This window comes from Paenibacillus yonginensis (assembly GCF_001685395.1).
Taxonomy (GTDB): domain Bacteria; phylum Bacillota; class Bacilli; order Paenibacillales; family Paenibacillaceae; genus Fontibacillus; species Fontibacillus yonginensis.
The window spans coordinates 2,119,040-2,137,458 of sequence record NZ_CP014167.1; the positions used below are offsets into that span (position 1 = coordinate 2,119,040).

At 52.6% G+C, this 18,419-nt stretch carries 19 protein-coding genes; 1 reads left to right on the forward strand and 18 read right to left on the reverse strand.

The genetic code is table 11. The annotated features are described in order from the left end of the window. Window positions 1-66 precede the first annotated feature (66 nt). On the forward strand, window positions 67-936 hold the full coding sequence (locus tag AWM70_RS09705) for a YitT family protein (RefSeq protein WP_068695894.1): 870 nt from the start codon (window positions 67-69) through the stop codon (window positions 934-936). 50 nt (window positions 937-986) lie between these two features. Here AWM70_RS09705 and AWM70_RS09710 read toward each other — a convergent pair whose 3' ends face one another. The 18 genes from AWM70_RS09710 to aroC form a co-directional block, all read right to left on the reverse strand. After that, window positions 987-1,910, reverse strand: a complete 924-nt coding sequence (locus AWM70_RS09710) for a sporulation protein YpjB (protein ID WP_068695896.1) — start codon at window positions 1,908-1,910, stop codon at window positions 987-989. Between the two features lie 79 nt (window positions 1,911-1,989). Beyond that, a complete protein-coding gene (locus AWM70_RS09715; protein ID WP_068695899.1) occupies window positions 1,990-2,619 on the reverse strand; it encodes a DUF1405 domain-containing protein in 630 nt (209 codons plus the stop codon). A 107-nt stretch (window positions 2,620-2,726) separates the two neighbouring features. Then, entirely contained in the window at window positions 2,727-2,909 is a 183-nt protein-coding gene (locus AWM70_RS09720; protein ID WP_068695901.1) for an IDEAL domain-containing protein, read from the reverse strand. A 72-nt stretch (window positions 2,910-2,981) separates the two neighbouring features. Then, window positions 2,982-4,127 carry a hypothetical protein gene (locus tag AWM70_RS09725; protein WP_068695903.1) on the reverse strand — a complete coding sequence of 382 codons (1,146 nt, stop codon included), beginning with the start codon at window positions 4,125-4,127 and terminating at the stop codon, window positions 2,982-2,984. A gap of 165 nt (window positions 4,128-4,292) precedes the next feature. Continuing rightward, on the reverse strand, window positions 4,293-4,892 hold the full coding sequence (locus tag AWM70_RS09730; protein WP_068695905.1) for a histidine phosphatase family protein: 600 nt from the start codon (window positions 4,890-4,892) through the stop codon (window positions 4,293-4,295). Window positions 4,893-4,960: 68 nt separating this feature from the next. Further along, entirely contained in the window at window positions 4,961-5,539 is a 579-nt protein-coding gene (locus AWM70_RS09735) for an anti-sigma factor (RefSeq protein ID WP_237167876.1), read from the reverse strand. A gap of 20 nt (window positions 5,540-5,559) precedes the next feature. Then, window positions 5,560-6,153: an RNA polymerase sigma factor gene (locus tag AWM70_RS09740; RefSeq protein WP_068695909.1), complete on the reverse strand. Its 594-nt coding sequence runs from the start codon at window positions 6,151-6,153 to the stop codon at window positions 5,560-5,562. A gap of 522 nt (window positions 6,154-6,675) precedes the next feature. Further along, window positions 6,676-7,770, reverse strand: a complete 1,095-nt coding sequence (locus AWM70_RS09745) for a prephenate dehydrogenase (RefSeq protein WP_068695911.1) — start codon at window positions 7,768-7,770, stop codon at window positions 6,676-6,678. Window positions 7,771-7,897: 127 nt separating this feature from the next. Then, complete coding sequence (hisC, locus tag AWM70_RS09750; RefSeq protein WP_068695913.1) at window positions 7,898-8,995, reverse strand: histidinol-phosphate transaminase; 1,098 nt, start codon at window positions 8,993-8,995, stop codon at window positions 7,898-7,900. A gap of 41 nt (window positions 8,996-9,036) precedes the next feature. After that, the gene (trpA, locus tag AWM70_RS09755) at window positions 9,037-9,858 is read right to left on the reverse strand and encodes a tryptophan synthase subunit alpha (RefSeq protein WP_068700539.1); all 822 of its coding nucleotides are present in this window, start codon (window positions 9,856-9,858) and stop codon (window positions 9,037-9,039) included. Between the two features lie 2 nt (window positions 9,859-9,860). Then, entirely contained in the window at window positions 9,861-11,087 is a 1,227-nt protein-coding gene (trpB, locus tag AWM70_RS09760) for a tryptophan synthase subunit beta (protein ID WP_237167877.1), read from the reverse strand. Continuing rightward, complete coding sequence (locus tag AWM70_RS09765) at window positions 11,084-11,821, reverse strand: phosphoribosylanthranilate isomerase (protein ID WP_068695915.1); 738 nt, start codon at window positions 11,819-11,821, stop codon at window positions 11,084-11,086. Before AWM70_RS09765 ends, trpB begins: the two co-directional genes overlap by 4 nt. Further along, the gene (gene trpC, locus AWM70_RS09770) at window positions 11,821-12,633 is read right to left on the reverse strand and encodes an indole-3-glycerol phosphate synthase TrpC (protein ID WP_068695917.1); all 813 of its coding nucleotides are present in this window, start codon (window positions 12,631-12,633) and stop codon (window positions 11,821-11,823) included. The genes AWM70_RS09765 and trpC overlap by 1 nt, the downstream gene beginning before the upstream one ends. Beyond that, complete coding sequence (gene trpD, locus AWM70_RS09775; protein ID WP_068695918.1) at window positions 12,623-13,663, reverse strand: anthranilate phosphoribosyltransferase; 1,041 nt, start codon at window positions 13,661-13,663, stop codon at window positions 12,623-12,625. Before trpD ends, trpC begins: the two co-directional genes overlap by 11 nt. After that, entirely contained in the window at window positions 13,660-15,252 is a 1,593-nt protein-coding gene (gene trpE / locus AWM70_RS09780) for an anthranilate synthase component I (RefSeq protein WP_068695920.1), read from the reverse strand. Before trpE ends, trpD begins: the two co-directional genes overlap by 4 nt. Window positions 15,253-15,760: 508 nt before the next feature. Then, window positions 15,761-16,126 (reverse strand): chorismate mutase, encoded by a 366-nt coding sequence (aroH, locus tag AWM70_RS09785; protein WP_068695922.1) that lies wholly within the window; start codon window positions 16,124-16,126, stop codon window positions 15,761-15,763. Beyond that, window positions 16,119-17,222, reverse strand: a complete 1,104-nt coding sequence (gene aroB, locus AWM70_RS09790; protein WP_068695924.1) for a 3-dehydroquinate synthase — start codon at window positions 17,220-17,222, stop codon at window positions 16,119-16,121. Before aroB ends, aroH begins: the two co-directional genes overlap by 8 nt. Beyond that, window positions 17,222-18,391: a chorismate synthase gene (gene aroC / locus AWM70_RS09795; protein ID WP_068695926.1), complete on the reverse strand. Its 1,170-nt coding sequence runs from the start codon at window positions 18,389-18,391 to the stop codon at window positions 17,222-17,224. The genes aroB and aroC overlap by 1 nt, the downstream gene beginning before the upstream one ends. Between the last annotated feature and the right edge of the window lie 28 nt (window positions 18,392-18,419).

Here is an 18,419-nt window from a genome sequence, read left to right on the forward strand (position 1 = left end):
GGCGCTTAAAAAGGTATACTAGGAATGTTATCCATGTTCACTATCTGCATTAAAGAGAGGGATTCGATGAATACCACCAAATTGTCCGCTTTCATGAAAACAACGATGCCTATTTTGCTCGGCACCGCCATTTATGCGTTCGGACTCCTGTATTTTATTATTCCCAACCAGCTGACCGAGGGCGGTGTTACCGGGATTACCATCCTGCTGAAATACGGGTTTGGCATTTCGCCTTCCCTGTCCACGCTGGTCATCAATATTCCGCTGTTTCTGATCGGCTGGAAAATGCTTGGGGGCAGACAGATCGTCTACACAGGCGTCGGCATCGCCTCGTTGACCTTCTTCCTCTGGCTGTTCGAATGGATGATCAACCGGGGCTGGATCGTCCCTTTCCGTACGCATCAGGATTACATACTGGCCTCGCTGTACGCCGGCGTTACTTTAGGCGCTGGACTGGGCGTTGTTTTCCGTTACGGCGGAACGACCGGAGGCTCCGATATCATAGCTAGAATTCTCAACCGCAAATTCGGCTGGAGCATGGGGCAAGTGATCCTGATCACCGACGTGCTCATTATCGGCTTATCGCTGTTCTTTATTCCGATCGAGAAAATCCTGTATACGCTGGTTGCCGTGTTCATCGCTTCCAAGGTCATCGACTTTATTCAGGAAGGCGCTTATGCGGCAAGAGCTTTTATGATCATTTCCGACCACGCCGAAGCGATCGCCGATCTGATTACTAAAGAAATGGACCGGGGCGTCACGCTGATTCCGGCTATCGGCGCTTATTCCAAACGAGGCAAAAATGTCGTCTACTGCGTGGTATCCAGGCAGGAAATCCGCCGCTTGAGCCTGCTGGTCAAATCGGTGGATCCCCGTGCCTTTATGGTTATTAACGATGTGCATGACGTTCAGGGCGAAGGCTTCCGGGAGGATTAAAACGGTTCCTCGAATGGGGGATTACCGCCATTCTCCTGCGGATTTTCGGCTCACCAGGTCCTTCTCCCGCCGGATGATTTCTCACTGTAAGGGGCAACCGGCTGTACCTCCTGCTGGGCGGAATATTTGCGGTATGCCGTATAGCCCAGCGCAAGCAGGATCCACAAGCCGATCAGGAAGCTCCAATGCCACGGGTTGCTGTACCCCGCAATAGGCAGCAGTACCGGCTCGTCTTTCTGCTTGCCGAACAAATTCTGCAGCAGCCCTTGCCCGCCGGCCAGGGCTGTTTGCAGGGCCTGGAGGTCCTGCTTTTCGCCGGCGCTGATATTCTCCACATAAGACAGCCAGGAATCCATGGCAGTAATGTCTGAGGGAGACTTCCGGATCATTGCTGCCGGACGAATCAGCTCATAATGGTCCTTCAAATCTGCAAAAGAACGCTGGACAGCCTGCCCGTTCCCCTCCACAGCCGCTTTATTCAGCTTCTCGGAGTCCTCGGCCAGCACTTTGTAATACTGCTGCCACATCGCTCCTTTCGTATGGATTAGGCTGTCTACCGCAAGCCGGAGCCGGGCGGACGTCGTTCTCCAAGCCTCCGGCGAAGGATCGGCCTTGAGCAGAGCCGTGCGGGCATCCATCACGCAAGCTGTCAGCTCATGAATGCCATCGACGCCGGTCAAACCCTGATAGGAAATCGTGCCGATCAATGACGTAATACGGTCCATTTCAACCTGGGCCTCTTCCGCTTTTCCGCTTTGCATCGCTTGATATAAAGATTCCGAGGCCTGTTCTAATTCGGCCAGCTTTTGGGCTTGCGAGGCTGGAGCGGCCGCCTGGCCGATCTGAGCCGCTTGCGGGGCGGCCTGCCCGTTCTGCGGAGCCGCCAAACCTTTTTCCGAATAAGTCGTCAGCCCTGCGGCCGCCGCCGTCAACAGTGCAATCGCCATGATAAACGTTCGTAATCTCGCTTTCACCGGACATCCCCTCCTACCACAATCTATGGCAGGTTGTCTCTACTTAGAACGCCGGCCAGCGGCCTTTCAAACTGCTGCTTCAGAATCTTCCCGACCGCCTGACTCCTAACCACGCAACCGCTATTGTCAGCAGCGTAAGCAGAAAAGTAAAATTCTGAACCGCAACCAGATCGTTCTGCAGCGGACGCGGCAGCCACGGGAAAACGCCATAAGTGTAATCCACGGTGTCATTGATCAGGGTCCAGACGCCGGCAAGCGCTGTCATCATCGTGCCAAACCTGAAGAAACGGAGGAAAAGCAGCGCCTCCGCCGCCATCGCCAGGTGAGAGGCCATCAGCATATAATCCTGCCAGACCAGGGCGTCCCCCTGATAAGCGCCCGCAAGAATCATTGACACCGCCCATATGCCGTATTTAACGCTTGTTACGACAGCCAGCGCTTCGATCAGCATCCGAATGCCCAGCCATTTCGCGCCAAAGCGGCGTTCGAACAGAAGAAATACCAGCGCCAGGGTGAAAAACAAGCTGGCCGTCGGGCTGTCCGGCACAAAGATCAGCAGCCATGCCGATTCATGCTGCGCCGTATATTCAAGCTGCGCGTCATACCATATGTACCCGTAGATCGTTCCCAGCAAATTGCATATGAGGAGCAGCCACAAAAGGGCCGGATGGATCAAAAATGTCCTGCTCCAAAACCTGCTTATGTACATAAATCTTTTATCCCTCTCTCCCCTTCTCAGGTCTATTGTTTTATATTTTCTATCATATCCCATCTAAGGTCCTCGTACAAAAAAAGAAGAAATGCCGAAGCATTCCTTCATCTTTGCAAGGTTTTCAGTTCATCCGTCAGAAGCCGGAAGGCCACCTCATCGCCTTCTGCCAAAGCGCTGTCAATCGCGCCGTACAGCTTTTCCTCCCGACTTTTGCGCAAGATTTCATCCAGGGCCATTTCCGCAGCCAAAGCCAGCATTACTTCGTAAGTAGCCTTCATTTTATCCATTAGGATGCACCTCCAACAGATATAAGTATTTAGATGATAAAAATGGTGACCTGCCAGAGCCGATCATTCCTGTCAGACTCGCATATTCCGAATGTCCGCAGATTTGAGTTCCCGTAGACCGGCCGTGCCGGCAACCAGGCTGTTAACGACGCTTCTCCCGCCGGAAGTCATGCGGATTACCGCTCCATGGCGGAGATCCTCCCCTACCTTCATCATGCCAAGATGGAGCATCATTTTTACGATTCTCTCCTGAAAAATCGACTCGGCCGCATCGTAATAAAACGGCTTGATAAACCGCTGAACCGTGCCGAACACCGAGGCTGCGCTGCACCAGTTCTCACTCCCGTGGCTGATCCAGTAAATCAGGGAAACCAGATTTGGTATGGGGCTTTTATAAAGTCTTAACCAAAACTGGATCAAATCAAGCAAGGGTTCCTTGATCTCTTCCTCAACCCTTCTATGGCCTGAATCTGTGAGGACAAGCTCATGGGCTTTCTCCCGAAGATAGCCGCGATGACAGGCATAATCATACAACAGCGCCAGGCGGTCCGGGTAATCCTTGAAGCGCCGGCCGTAGCCGAAACGCCAGCCCGCACCGCTGACCAGCGGCTCAGGAACATGCAGCATCTCCATCAGCTGCGTCTGGCAGCGCTTATGCATGACACCTTCCGCATTCAAAGGCACTTCATGCCTTTGCACGTAACGCAGCAGCAAATATAAATCCTCCGGAGCCTGCTCCTGCTCTTCGCGGTACACTTCCGGCTCCTTCACAGTGACGATCTGCTCTTCGAGCTGCTGCTCCATCACGCTGCGAAACCTGGATTTCAAATCGTCGGGAATACCAAACAAATAACGGGTGTCCGGAGTTGAGCCATTAAAGAGCCAGCCTCTTTGCCTGAACCGGGCGATCATCTCTCGTACTGAACCTGAACCTTCCTGTTTCTGCCCTTCGGCAAATTTGGCCTGCCCGGCGCTCGCCAGCAGCTCTTCAAGACTTAAACGGCTCCTTTTGTCGAATAGCAAGGTGTTGAGAAACCGCAAATCTTCAATGCCCATTTGATCGACGTGCTTTTGAATAAAATCCCGGTTGCCCATCTTGTTGAGGATGCTTTGTATAAGCTCATTTTTGGAGTGGGCGTTACAATTGCATTCATAGTGGGCAGCTATCTTCGAGAGCATTTCGATATCGGCATAAGTCAGCATTTCTGCTAGGTTCATGGAACATCGCCTCACCGTTTTAATACCATTATGGGAAATCCTGCAGCTTTTATTCTCACTTATCTAAAAAAATATAGAGCTCCCTCAGAGAGATTCCCGCTCATTCCCCGCAAAAAAAGCCGTTAGCCAACCTGTCCGGCAGGTAGCTAACGGCTCTGTAAGAGCTCATTCCTGATTTTTGGAAACCGGAGATGCAAGATGCCTTGTACAATTGTACAAAACCAGATCCCAGTTCTTATCCTTCTTCTCAAGCACGGTAAGAGAAAGATTGCCGATTCGTTCGCGGTACTGATCCTGATACAGGATGCGGTAAAGCTGGGCAAGCAGTCCTCCATGGGAAACCACAAGCACATTTTTATCGGGAAAACGTTCAGCCAGATCCTCCATAAAAGACAGGGCTCTCTGCTGGACTTCTTCAACCGTTTCCTGGCCGAGCGCCTGGGTATCCCAATCGGCTCCCCACAGCGTTTCCCTTTCATCGGCCGTGAGGCCCTCGGCTTTGCCGAAGGAGCGCTCCAGCAGCCGGGAATCCGGATCATAGACCGGAATGGATAACCGGCTTGCAATAATCTCTCCTGTCTCCTGCGCCCTGGATAAACCGCTTGTGATAACAAAATCCCACTTTTGAGGTTCGGCTGCCAGCCGTTCGGCGAGCAATCTGGCCTGCTGGCGTCCTTCCTCATTGAGAGGGATGTCGCTTCTTCCCTGAATTTTCCCCTTGGCGTTCCAATCGGTAAGTCCGTGGCGAATCAAGCCAACAATCATGAAAATCCTCCTTGGTTGTTAATGATCAAGCTGCTACAAAAAAGACAAATGCCATTTCGGCATTTGTCTTAATGGGTGCGAACCCGGCGAAAACCTCTCCATGCCAATAGAGCCAATCCCATAGCTACCATAGATAAAACGATCCAATACTGCGGATAACTTGGGCCTATGCCTGCCGTAAAAGGATCTACGATGCCGCTTGACACCTGGGTTAAATTGTAGCTGACGCTTGAACCGGATACACTTTCCGCTCCGGCTACGGCTGTAGGAATCAGACCGGAATCCATAACCTGCGAATCCCTGCTGCCGCTATAGGTATTAGAAAAGGCAAACACGGCAATGCTGACTAGAAAAATAAACATGAAACTGGCGGCCCAAATCTTCAGCCTGCTTCGAAATATTCGCTCGGAAGCCGTCCGTTTGCCCTCGGTAAGCCATGGAGATTCCGCATAAATGCGCTCCATCACCCTCCGGTTCACTTCTTCTGCACGTTCTTCGCTGATTTCAATTGGCAAACTATGTACTATTCCTAGGCTTTCCTGCCATATTTCAAAATCTGCCGAGCACTCCATGCACTCCAGCAGATGGGCTTCCAAACGTCTGCGATCTGGATGGGATTTTGGCAAATCCGCAGTCCAACCAAACATTTCCTGGGCCTCTCTACAGTTCATCTGCTCTTCATCCCTTCGAACGGCTCGAACAACGGCTCATAGAGATAAGGTTCGAGCTGATTCTTGACGCTGCTCCTAGCCCGAAACAGCAAGGATTTTACAGCGCTAATGCTTTGCCCCAAAATCACGGATATTTCATGATAATCAAGCTGGTCATATTCCCTAAGAATTAACGCGGACCTTTGTTTCTCCGGCAAATTGTTGATGGCATCCCGGACCTTGTTTACCTTTTCGCTGCGCAATATGGCGTGTTCCGGAATAATTTCCTGAGGAGCAACCGGCACATACCCGCTTTCTTCAAGCGGTATCTGGCTGCTTCGCTGCTTCCGCAGCTCGCTTAATACCGTATTTCTTGCTATCGTATATAACCAAGTCGAGAATGAAGCGTCCACTTCCCGGAAGGAGTGGAGGCTGCGATAAGCTTTATAAAAGGTCTCAGAACATATATCTTCCGCAAGCAATTCAAGATTGGCGCTCTTGAGCATATGATAGACGAAGGTTAAAATCTTCCGCTGATATCGGCGCATTAACTGCGAATATAGTTCAGTATTGCCTTCCTTGATTTCTTTAATCAACTGGGAATCCGTCATTGACATGCGATCCTCCTCGCCCATCCTGTCTTCATCCCGAGGTTTCTGCCTGTTTATACCGTATCGGGAGAAAAAAGTTGCGGCATTTCGCCAAAAAATTTAACTTTTTTAAAGGGTCTTCAATTTTCCAAAGACTCCAGTATTATACCATAAGAAAGCCGCTCAAAAATAAAAACGAATAGTATTCCCTGATTATTGCTTCTTTATACCTAGTTTCTGACGACGTACATGACTTTTTAATTCTTATCGGCTGACACCTTTTAAATATGTATGGCTTTGGTCCATGTTTTCAGAATCTTTTAGGTCTAATTTTTTTTGATTTCTGCAGAAAAAAGGAGCAAAAAAAAAAAAACCGCCATTTCGGCGGCCGACGTTCATTTTCAGAACGTCCAGTTATTGGATAGGAGTGGAGAGAAACCATACTGTACTTTTATTATATGTATACGTTTTCATTCTGTCAACACTAAATTTAAATACGCTTACATTTCATTCCTCTGGAATAAATTCCAGATAAACAAACCTTCAGACATAGACCGAATATTCCAGCTTCATCAGCAGATTTCTGGCCTTCTCCATCTCTTTCTCGTCTCGGAAAGACAACCGAAGGGTTCCCGGCACATCTTCACGGCTTTCGATAATCTGCATATTGCTCAGGTTAATTTGGCGCACCCCCAGCACTGTGGCTACCTGCCCGATCACTCCCGGCACGTCAGGCACGTCGATGTAAATATCATATAGCGGCTGAATAGCGCCCTTCCGGCGTTCAGGCAGTTCGTTTCTAAAGGCTCCCGCCTCCCGGAACGCCCGCTCAATCCCTTCTCCGTTCTCCTCCGCCAGCATTTCGGCAAAACGATCAACATGGCAGCGCCAATCCTCCAGCAACCGCAGCAGCACCTCTTTATTGCTCAGCAGGATATCCCGCCAGACGTCAGGAGCGCTCGAAGCAATCCGGGTAATATCCCGAAAGCCGCCGGCAGCCAGCTGGCGGTACAATTCGTTGGATTCGTTGTAGGCCCTCACCTGGTTAACGAGCGCCACTGCGATGATATGCGGCAGGTGGCTGATGGCTCCAACGATGTCGTCGTGCAGCCTGGGTTCTACGCGAATCACATGAGATTTCGTATAAGCGAGCAGCTTCTCCAGCGACTGATAGGCTTCTTCCGTTGCATGCTGTGAAGGCGTCAGCACATAATAAGCATTTTCAAACAGCAGGGTAGATGCAGCTTCCACCCCGGAACGCTCGGAGCCGGCCATCGGATGTCCTCCGATGAAATGAACGTCATGCAGCGACAGCACATCTGCAGCCGAAGCAATGGAGGCTTTAGTGCTGCCGACATCCGTAATAATACAACCCGGTTTAAGCGGTAGCCGGCTTAACTGCTGCAGATAACGGCCTAGAATACCCACAGGCACGCATAAAAAAATAAAATCAGCGTCATGGACCGCCTCTTCAAGCGACATCGTAACTTCATCCGCAACACCCCGCGCTTCGATCCGCTCCATAACCTCACGGGTATGGCTGTATCCAACCACCGTAATGTCCGGTTTGCCTTTAAAGCAAAGCGCCAAGGACCCGCCTATCAATCCTACGCCAATGATTGCGATTTTAGTTTGCATATGTAAACCACTCGATTCCCTAAAAGATCTATTGCCAAATTAAACGTAATTACGTACATAAACGGAAGCGGAACCCCAGGAAGCGGGGCTCCGTCTTCGTATTATCCCTATGTTGGCAAACTTCCTGCTAAACCAGGATCCGCTGCTCCTTCAACACCCGCTCAAGCGCAGCAATAAATTTCCGGTTCTGTTCCTCGGTCCCGACAGATACACGGATATAATTCGGATATTTGCCAAATCCGCTGCGAATAATGATTCCCAGCTTGAGCAGCGCCTGGAACATTTCCACCGCCGAAGTGCGGACATCCACCATAATGAAGTTGCCGTGCGCCGGGAAATAATTCAGTCCCAAACGGTCAAATTCCCGATTCAGGTATTCGATGCCTTCGCGGTTCTTCCGACGGCAATCCGCAATAAATGACTGATCATTCAGAGCAGCCAGAGCCGCTGCTTGCGCGAAGCGGGAAGTATTAAACGGCTCCCGAACCTGATTGATCAGTTTGATGACGGAGGCATCGCCTACCCCGTAACCAATACGCAAGGACGCCAAACCATAGATTTTGGAGAAGGTGCGCAGCACCACTACATTTTTATATTGGCTGATCAGCGGAATGCCGTTCGGATAGGTTTCGTCAGTAACATATTCGTAGTAGGCTTCATCCAGAACAACCATTACACGTTCAGGCACACGCTCCAGAAAAGCTTTCAATTCGTCGGAAGGAATGATCGTTCCGGTCGGATTGTTGGGGTTGCAGATCCAAATTACTTTTGTCCGTTCGGTTACGGCCGCCAGCATAGCCTCCAGATCGTGAACTCCATCCTTAAGAGGGACCTCAATGCTTACGGCTCCTTCGATATCCGCATTGCTTTTATATACAGAGAACGTTTGGTCAGCCATAATATTCTCGTCGCCCGGCAGGAAGAATGCCCGCGCAATCAGGCAGATCACTTCATCGGAACCACAACCGAAGATGAGCTGATCCTGCTCCACGCCTAAATGGGCTGCCAAAGCCTGAGCCAGTTCTGCCGCGCTGCCATCGGGATATAAGCTGATGTTCGCAAGCTCAGCCCGAACGGCCTCCAGCGCTTTCGGGGAGCTGCCATAAGGATTCTCGTTGGAGGCAAGCTTGATGACCTCCTCGAGTCCTAGTTCTTTCTTGACTTCTTCTATAGGTTTGCCAGGCTGGTAAACCGGAAGATTCACGATCTGCGGTTTGGGTTGCATAATAAACGTTCCCTGCCTTTCTTATCCAAATAAGTGCTTTGCTATCCTTTTAATTGTGACACAAAACTGCAAATTTGCAATAGAGCGTCCTCTTTGGTTTCTGCACCAGCCAGCAGCTCCGCTTTAGATTCAATCTCGCGGACGATAGCGCTGCCGATAACTACGCCATCGCACAAGGCGGAGAAGCGCTCCACCTGCTCATGGCTCGAAATGCCAAAACCCAAAGCTACAGGCAGATCCGTGGCCTGCTTAACCGACCCGATAAAGTCTTCTATTCCTTCATGGAAGGACGCACGAACGCCGGTTACGCCGAGCGAAGAGACGCAATAAACAAATCCCCGGGCCTTCCCGAGGATCGCCTGTATTCGTCCTTCTGAGGTCGGAGCAATCAGCGGAATCAGATGAATTCCCGCCCCGTCCGCCAGCTTCAGCAGCTCGCTGCTCTCCTCAAACGGCAGATCCGGGATAATCAGACCGCTGATGCCGTTCTCCCTGGCGGCAGACATAAAAGCTTCAAGTCCCATCTGCAGGACCGGATTATAATAAGTGAACAGGACAAACGGCATCTGAACGCCCCGTTCACGAGCTTTCCGCGCTGCTTCAAAACAGCTGTCGATCGTGATCCCATGCTGCAGCGCCCGCTCCGAAGCCCGCTGAATGACAGGGCCGTCAGCCAGCGGATCCGAATAAGGCACCCCGAGCTCCAGAATGTCCGCCCCGGCGCGTTCGATGCCTACAATCAGGTCTACCGTCGTCTCGGGGTTAGGATCGCCAACCGTCAGAAAGGGGATAAAAGCGGCGCGTCCTTCCTGCTTCAGCTTCCGGAAGGTCGTGTCGATCAGGTTGCTTGTTGTACCCGTCATGCTCATTGCCCTTCTCCTCCTTGCTCCAAATAGGCCATAATAGAATCTACATCCTTGTCCCCGCGTCCGGACAAACAGATGACCACGATTTGATCCTGCGGCAGCTGCGGAGCCAGTTTGACTGCATGAGCAACTGCATGAGCGGATTCCAGTGCCGGAATAATCCCCTCCGTCCGGCTTAGCAGCTGCAGCGCATCTATCGCTTCCTGATCCGTGACCGGCACATATTGGGCTCTTTCAAGATCCTTGAGATAAGCATGTTCCGGTCCGATACCCGGATAATCCAATCCTGCAGAAATCGAATGGGCCGGCTGAACCTGGCCGTGTTCGTCCTGCAGCAAATAGCTCAGCGAGCCTTGAAAAACCCCTTTGCTGCCAAGCGTCATTGTAGCGGCATGATAGGGAGTATCAATGCCTTTGCCAGCTGCTTCAACGCCAATCAGTCCTACTTCAGTATCCTGAATGAACGGGTAAAACATGCCGATTGAATTGCTGCCTCCGCCCACGGCGGCTATAATCTGGTCCGGCAGCCGCCCTTCGGTTTCAAGGATCTGCTCCCTCGTTTCATCCCCGATCACACGCTGAAAGTTCCGCACCATCATCGGATAAGGATGAGGACCGGTAGCCGAACCCAAAATGTAGAAGGTATCTTCCACGTGGCTGACCCAGTAACGCAGCGTTTCGTTGCACGCATCCTTTAAAGTCCGTGTTCCGGACAGCACCGGAACGACTTCCGCCCCGAGGAGCTTCATTCGAAAGACATTCAGCTGCTGGCGTTTCATATCCTCTTCACCCATAAAGACTTTGCATTCCAGTCCCAGCAAAGCGGCAACCGTTGCACTCGCTACGCCATGCTGGCCGGCTCCGGTCTCGGCAATAATTTTGGTTTTGCCCATACGTTTGGCCAGAACGCCCTGCCCGATAGCGTTGTTGATTTTGTGCGCTCCGGTGTGGTTCAAATCTTCACGTTTCAAATAAATTTTGGCCCCGCCCAGTTCCTGAGTCAATCTATCCGCATAATACAGAGGCGTCTTGCGCCCCGAATAATGCTTGAGCAAATAATCAATCTCTTCCTGAAAGGAAGGATCTTCGGCATGCCGCTTGTAAGCTTCCTCCAGTTCCAGAAGAGCATTCATCAATGTCTCGGGAACATAACGTCCTCCAAAACCGCCGAATCGCCCCTTCTCATCCGGCATCGTTGCCTGTCCGCCCAGCTGATATTCTGTCATTGTCCGCGCACCCTCTCTACAAATGCTGTAATTAATCCGATATCTTTAACGCCTTCGCGTTCTACTCCGCTTGATACGTCTACGCCGTCCGGATGATAGTCCCGGACAAGCTGTCCGACATTCCGTTCATGTAGCCCCCCCGCAATCAGCAGCGGGATCCGGGCATTGTGAGCCCAGGCCTGATAAGGTTTGATTAAACTCCAGTCAAAAGCAACGCCCGAGCCTCCGCCGTATACAGGATCATACGTGTCCAATAGGATCGCATCCACCGAATGACGATAAGGCTCCAGCAGAACGTCAGGAGAGAACGGCTCTGGTTCCGACTCGGCTTGAGCATTCTCATTTGCCTCCTGCACGCCGCCTTCCGCCGCCTTGCTTCTCATAGCCAGCGCTTTGAACACCTCTACGCCAAAACGTTGCTTGACCTGGCGGCAAAACTCGGGCCGCTCTTGCCCGTGCAGCTGCACGACGTCAAGTTTGGCCTGCCCCAGCACCTGCTCAAGCTCCTCCATCGCCGGGTTAACAAATACGCCGACGGTTTTGGGGAGTTTGGGTTCCCTATGTCCAGCGCCCCATTCTTTTACGGCTTCAATCATCATTCCCGCTTGATCTGCCGGCACTTGCCTGCGGCTTGGAGCAAATACAAATCCGATCCAATCGACCTGTAAAGGTAACAATGATTTTACCACTTCAACGCTTTGCAGTCCACAAATTTTTATGGCCGTGTCCACCATCAGCGCACACCTTCCGGTTTGGAATTCCGCGGCCCCATCACATCCAGCACCGCCTGGGTCACAGACTCCCTCCTCATGAAGGTTTCCCCGATCAGCACGCCCTTGGCTCCGCATCCGGCCAGATAAGCGATGTCAGGCGTTCCGGCAATGCCGCTTTCACTGATTAATGCCGCTCCAGGCTTTACATAGGGTGCCAACCGTTCAGTCGTTTCCAGCCGGGTCTCAAAGGTCGTTAAATCGCGATTGTTCACGCCTATCAGTTTAACTCCGTCAAGTTTGTTGGCACGCTCCAGCTCCTGCCGGTCATGCACCTCGACCAGCGCATCCATGCCGAGTGAGGAAGCCAGATGGAAATAGTCATGAAGCTGGCGATCATCCAATATGGCGGCAATCAACAGGACCGCATCAGCGCCCAAAAGGCGCGCTTCGTAAATTTGCAGCTCATCAATGATAAAATCCTTCCGCAGCAGCGGCAGCTTTACTTCGGCACGGATTTGTCCGAGATACTCCGGACGCCCCTGAAAATACGAAACATCCGTCAATACGGAAATGCAGTCGGCCCCTGCTTCTTCGTAAGAGCGGGCAATCTCGACCGGATCAAAGTCCGGCCGAATCAGCCCTTTGGAGGGAGAAGCTTTCTTCACCTCGGCTATCAGTCCCATCTCGCGACTGCGTCCGGACAACAGCGCCTGTGCGAATCCGCGCGTCGGCGGAAGAGCGGCTACAGCCTTTTCTGCTTCCTTCACACTTAAACGACTCTTTAGTACTGCAACCTCTTCCTGCTTGGTAACGACGATTCGATCAAGATACATAACTTAACGCCCCCGTTGTTTGAATTAGCTGCTCCAGCTTGCTCGCAGCTCTGCCGCTGTCGACCGCCTCAGCCGCGATAACGACACCTTCCTTCATGCTGTCTGCGTAACCTGCCAGATAAATGCAAGCTCCGGCGTTTGCAAGCACAATATCACGGGCCGGCCCTTGCCGGCCATTCAAAATCTCCCGAATCAGCTGGGCATTTCTGACCGCATCCCCACCGTAAATTTCCTCAAGCGAACAGCCGGTCAATCCCAGATCTTCCGCCCTGATTTCAAAGGTTCTGACTTCTCCATCCTTAAGCTCCGAAACTCGGGTTGGAGAAGACAAGCTGATCTCATCCAATCCTTCGCCGCTGCTCACCACAAGAGCACGAACCAAACCTAATTCCCGTAGCACCTTGGCAATTGTTTCCGTCATGCGGGGATCATAAAGGCCAAGGAGCTGCCGGTCTGCGCCGGCCGGATTCGTAAGCGGTCCAAGCAGATTAAATACGGTCCGCATTCCCAGCTCCTTGCGGGGACCGGCCGCATGTTTCATTGAAGGGTGGTATACCTGCGCGAACAGGAAGCAGAGTCCGATTTCATCCAGGCAGCGTTTGGCCTGTTCACCGTTTAAATGAATGTTGACTCCAAGCGCTTCGAGCACATCTGCGCTGCCGGCTTTGCTGGAAGCCGAGCGGTTGCCATGTTTGGCAATCCGGACGGAAGCCGATGAAGCAATCACAGCTGAAGCCGTTGAAATATTGAACTTCTGAATCCCCGAACCTCCGGTGCCGCAGGTATCAAGCAGTCCTGCAGTCTGAGCGCCGACTCCGGCAGCTTTACTGCGCATCGCTTCGGCAAAACCGGCAATCTCCTGGACTGTCTCCCCTTTAAAGCGAAGCGCAGCCAGCAGACCGCCGATTTGGGCAGGAGTTGCTCCGCCTTCCATAATCAGATTCATCACTTCGCGCGCCTCTTCACGGCTTAAATCGCCGCCTCCGACCACCTTGGCCAATCCCGACTGCATAGTTCCGAACTCATTCATCTGATTTCCCCTCCTACCTGAACCGGCTTGTTGTATGGATATAAATAATCCTGATTGATTTCATGCTCCCCCGCTTCGGGTTCTGCCGGCGGAAACATCTGTTCCGCCATGCGGATAGCCTTCAGCAGAGCCGTTGCTTTGTTAACCGTTTCCTCGTATTCCTTCTCCGGCACAGAATCCCAGACGATTCCCGCTCCGGCTTGAACGTAAGCTTTGCCTTGCTTGAACACGATCGTCCGAATGGTGATGCAGGAATCCATGTTCCCCGAGAAGCCGAGATAACCGATCGCTCCGGCATAAGTTCCGCGGGCTTCGCGTTCCAGCTCGGCGATGATTTCCATCGCTCGCAATTTCGGCGCACCGGAGACGGTTCCAGCCGGCAGGCAGGAGAGAAAAGCGTCAAAGAAATCCTTATCCTTGCGCATCCGGCCCGAGACGCCGGAGACGATATGCATCACATGCGAGTATTTCTCTATGCTCATCAGCGTATCGCATTTCACAGAGCCGAATTCGGACACCCGGCCCAGGTCGTTGCGGCCCAGATCAACCAGCATCAAATGCTCTGCCCGTTCTTTCTCGTCCGCCAGCAGCTCCGCTTCCAGAAGCGCATCTTCTTCCGGCGTTTTGCCCCTGGGCCGGGTACCAGCAATCGGACGGGTTTCGACCCTGCCCTGATCCACTTTCACCAGTGCCTCCGGCGAAGTCCCGACGATAATCTCGTCATCCAGCTTCAGGTAATACATATAAGGCGACGGGTTCGTTGTTCGCAGCAGCCTGTAGACGTGCATTGGAGATACATGGGTATCCATTTCAAATCTTTGCGATAACACCACTTGAAAAATGTCCCCCGCCCGGATGTAGTCCTTTGCCCGATCTACATTCGCCATATATTCCGCTTTGGTCAGATTGGACTTGATCTCGCCCAGCTCGATATGCTCCGGCACGGGTCTGCGGCTGAACCCTTCGCTTCCGTCCGGCTTCTCGAGCAGTTCAGCCATTTCATCCAGCTTCCGGCAGGCTTCTTCGTAGGCGAGGCGAATTTCACCGTCCCCCGCGCCCGGCTTAACATGAATATTGGCAACCAGCAGGATTTGCTGTTTGACGTGATCAAAGACAATAACCTGATCGCAGAACATAAACTGGATATCCTGCATGCCCATGTCATCTACCTTATGGGCGGGCAGCTTCTCATAATACTGCAGCAGGTCGTAGCCAAAGAATCCGATGGCCCCGCCTGTGAAAGGCGGCATCTGCTCCAGGCGCGGGCTGCGGTATTTCCGCAGCAACGCTTTCAGCTCTTCCACCGGTTTGCCGGAAAGAGCCGTTTTCTTGCCCTCCTGCTCCAGCACCATCTGTCCATGTTTGCCGTACATCATGACAAAGGGATCGGTACCGATGAACGAATACCTCGCCCATTTCACGCCTCCCTCCACACTCTCCAGCAGAAAAGCGCGATCTTTCGAAGCAAATCTTTGAAACAAACGAATCGGCGTCTCCAAATCGGCAAGAAGCGGCCTCATTACGGGGATCAGATTAAATTCGTTTGCCATTGCAAGCACCTGTTCAACATTCGGGGTTGTCGTCACCATTATTCACTCCTTATGGGGTTGGCGGACGATGAGCAACGGCTGCAAAACTTCCCGGTTGGACTTACCTCCGAGAAGGCGCCATCAAAGGATCGGCATGCCGGGGACGAACCGATAGGTCCATGTCCATGCTCCGGCAACAAAAAAAGCCTCTACCGAAGTAGAGGCTTACCCTTTGATCGCAGATAAAGACAAGAGTCCTGCGGGAAAAAGCTCGTTCCGCTAAGGGTTCTTCCCCATAACGGCGCACTTTCACCTGACCCGGACATACTCATCCACTCATCTCAGCTCTGCTCATCTCAGCTCTACTCTTCTAAACTTGATCCTATAAACGCCAATCATGACGGATGACATACTCAGTCATAACGGGCTGCCCCGGAACCGGCTCTCCGATTCCTCCAAGGCCTTCTATGCTAAAACTCATATTGAAACCTGTATACACTCTTCTAACCTAATCACAATATAACGAATGCCGAACCGTTTGGCAACAGCTTTCTGGGAAAAAAACGGCCTACTTGCTCAAATCAGGCCGCAGCACCTGGGCGCCGCGCAGGTAAACATGACGCATTTCGCGCTGGTTTTTCTCCGTATTCACCTGGATCATGACCCGAATGCACAGAGGAAGGCTGCCCTGTACCGGAATCTCCGTCGCGCACATCAACGGAACAAAATCCCAGCCTTCGATCGCTCTGACCGCTCTTGCCGGAAAGGCAGCGTCGAGATCGGTGGTCATCGTAATCCAAACGCTGCCAACCGTTTCAGGGTCCAGAACGTTTCGTGTAATGATTTCATTCAGCAGCTCTTCCGTTGCCTGCAAAATTTCTTGTTCATCGTTCCGCTGTACAGTCGTTGCTCCGCGGATCCCGCGATTAAACATGCTGCTTCTCCTCCCTGAGCCGCCCAAGCACATCCTTCACCTCGGCGACCGTCATGTCTTTAACGATGTTTACCTTGCCAATTCTGTCCGGCAGCACAAACACCATCTGATCTTCTCTGAATTTCTTGTCATGCATCATCGCGCTGAGGATCGCTTCATCCTCCCAGCCTTCCGGAATAGCGGTCGGCAGTTCGAATTTCTCCAGCAGCGACTTGGTTCTTGGTAAAATATCCGCCGGTTTGCCCCGGCCAACCGCCAGCATGGCCGAACCGACCATGCCGATCGAAATCGCTTCGCCATGAAGCAGTGTACCGTATCCGCCAACCGCTTCCAGCGCATGGCCGATCGTATGCCCCAGATTAAGAATGGCTCGCTGTCCATTCTCGCGTTCATCGCCCGAAACGACCTGCGCCTTGATGGAGCAGCCCCGCTCCAGCGCGTATCCCAGCGCCGGAAGGTTTAAAGCCAGCAGCTCGGCTGCATGTTCGTCGCACCAGCCAGCGAACGCTTCATCCCAGATCAGCCCGTGTTTGACCACTTCGGCCAAACCGGACCGCACTTCGCGGGGTGGAAGCGTTAGCAGTGTATTCAGATCATACAAAACCAGCTTCGGCTGGTGAAAAGCGCCGATCATATTTTTGGCCAGTGGATGATTCACAGCCACCTTGCCGCCGACGCTGCTGTCATGAGCCAGTATTGTCGTCGGGATTTGCACAAAATCGATGCCCCTCATGTAAGTAGCCGCCACGAAGCCGGCCAGATCGCCTACAACACCTCCGCCCAGCGCAACCACGGTGGAGCTGCGGTCAAGCCCGGCCTGGATGGCTGTCGTCATGACCTCTTCATATACCTGCAGCGATTTGGAGGCTTCACCGCCCGGTACGACATGTGCTTTTGTCTGATAGCCTTCCGCCTGCAGCCGGTCTTCCAATAAAGCCAAATAATGTGGAGCAATATGATCATCCGTGACGATCAGCAGCTTGCTCTTGCGGGAAATCTCATGCAGGGCAAACAACTCTCCCGCCCGTTCCAGCAGCCCTTCCCCAATGTAAATCGGATAAGAGCGGTCGCCTAGTTCCACCTGAACCGTTCTCATTAGTACCGCTCCAGCTGCTGCTTGTAAGCTTCGTAGTTGCGCTCGATCTCTCCCAGGGAATCGCCGCCGAACTTCTCCAGGAACGCTTTGGCCACTTCCCAGGCCACCACGCTCTCGAGCACTACGCTTGCCGCAGGCACCGCACAGGCATCGGAACGTTCGACTTGAGCCGTGAACGGCTCTTTTGTATCGATGTCCACGCTTTGCAGCGGTTTGTACAGGGTAGGGATCGGCTTCATGACGCCGCGTACCACAATAGGCATGCCGTTGGTCATGCCGCCCTCGAATCCGCCGAGACGGTTGCTGGCCCGGTGATACCCTTTCTCCTCGCTGTACAAAATTTCATCATGCACCTGGGAGCCGCGCAGCTGGCCCGCCTCAAATCCGATTCCGATTTCAACACCTTTAAAGGCATTGATTGACATAACTGCTTGGGCAATCCGTCCATCCAGCTTGCGGTCATACTGCACATGGCTGCCCAGTCCGACCGGCGCCCCTTCGATAATACATTCCACGACCCCGCCGATCGAATCGCCCTCCTGTTTGATCTGGTCGATGTAGGCCTCCATTTTCGCTTCGGTTTCCTTATCGACTACACGAACAGAAGATTCCTCGGTCAAACGGGCCAGTTCGTCCAGCGGCAGATTATTAGGGGGTGCTTCAATTTCCCCGATCCGGATAACTTGTCCGGCCACCTTTATGCCGAAATGCTCAAGCAGCTGCCGGGCCACCGCGCCGCAGGCCACGCGGATCGCCGTTTCCCTGGCGCTGGAACGCTCCAGGACGTTCCGAAGATCCTTGAGATCATATTTCAAACCACCGTTCAAATCGGCGTGACCCGGACGTGGGCGATGGACGCGGCGTTTCTCTTCGTCCGTGCCTTCAATCGGTTCAATGTTCATAATGTTCTGCCAGTGCTTCCAGTCGTTATTTTCGACGATCAAAGCAACCGGCGCTCCGGTTGTGTACCCGTGACGAACACCGCCTGCAATTTTGGCCGTATCCTTCTCGATCTGCATGCGCCGGCCGCGGCCATACCCTTTCTGCCGTCTGAGCAGTTGGAAATTCAAAGCTTCAAAATCCAGCTTCAAATTGCTGGGCAATCCTTCTATGATAGCTGTAAGCTGAGGACCGTGTGTCTCCCCTGCTGTCAAATAACGCAAACTCATGCTGCGTTCCCCCTTTAAACTGTTAAAC

Bases quoted from the DNA above. Each gene is read 5' to 3' on its own strand.
- AWM70_RS09745 (WP_068695911.1), bottom strand. From the start codon at position 7,770: ATGCAAACTAAAATCGCAATCATTGGCGTAGGATTGATAGGCGGGTCC.
- trpD (WP_068695918.1), bottom strand. From the start codon at position 13,663: ATGAATGAGTTCGGAACTATGCAGTCGGGATTGGCCAAGGTGGTCGGA.
- AWM70_RS09725 (WP_068695903.1), bottom strand. From the start codon at position 4,127: ATGAACCTAGCAGAAATGCTGACTTATGCCGATATCGAAATGCTCTCG.
- trpC (WP_068695917.1), bottom strand. From the start codon at position 12,633: ATGTATCTTGATCGAATCGTCGTTACCAAGCAGGAAGAGGTTGCAGTA.
- hisC (WP_068695913.1), bottom strand. From the start codon at position 8,995: ATGCAACCCAAACCGCAGATCGTGAATCTTCCGGTTTACCAGCCTGGC.
- aroC (WP_068695926.1), bottom strand. From the start codon at position 18,391: ATGAGTTTGCGTTATTTGACAGCAGGGGAGACACACGGTCCTCAGCTT.
- AWM70_RS09740 (WP_068695909.1), bottom strand. From the start codon at position 6,153: ATGACGGATTCCCAGTTGATTAAAGAAATCAAGGAAGGCAATACTGAA.
- aroB (WP_068695924.1), bottom strand. From the start codon at position 17,222: ATGAGAACGGTTCAGGTGGAACTAGGCGACCGCTCTTATCCGATTTAC.
- AWM70_RS09765 (WP_068695915.1), bottom strand. From the start codon at position 11,821: ATGGTGGACACGGCCATAAAAATTTGTGGACTGCAAAGCGTTGAAGTG.
- AWM70_RS09720 (WP_068695901.1), bottom strand. From the start codon at position 2,909: ATGGATAAAATGAAGGCTACTTACGAAGTAATGCTGGCTTTGGCTGCG.
- trpE (WP_068695920.1), bottom strand. From the start codon at position 15,252: ATGGTGACGACAACCCCGAATGTTGAACAGGTGCTTGCAATGGCAAAC.
- trpA (WP_068700539.1), bottom strand. From the start codon at position 9,858: ATGACGGGTACAACAAGCAACCTGATCGACACGACCTTCCGGAAGCTG.
- trpB (WP_237167877.1), bottom strand. From the start codon at position 11,087: ATGACAGAATATCAGCTGGGCGGACAGGCAACGATGCCGGATGAGAAG.
- aroH (WP_068695922.1), bottom strand. From the start codon at position 16,126: ATGTTTAATCGCGGGATCCGCGGAGCAACGACTGTACAGCGGAACGAT.
- AWM70_RS09715 (WP_068695899.1), bottom strand. From the start codon at position 2,619: ATGTACATAAGCAGGTTTTGGAGCAGGACATTTTTGATCCATCCGGCC.
- AWM70_RS09730 (WP_068695905.1), bottom strand. From the start codon at position 4,892: ATGATTGTTGGCTTGATTCGCCACGGACTTACCGATTGGAACGCCAAG.
- AWM70_RS09705 (WP_068695894.1), top strand. From the start codon at position 67: ATGAATACCACCAAATTGTCCGCTTTCATGAAAACAACGATGCCTATT.
- AWM70_RS09735 (WP_237167876.1), bottom strand. From the start codon at position 5,539: ATGTTTGGTTGGACTGCGGATTTGCCAAAATCCCATCCAGATCGCAGA.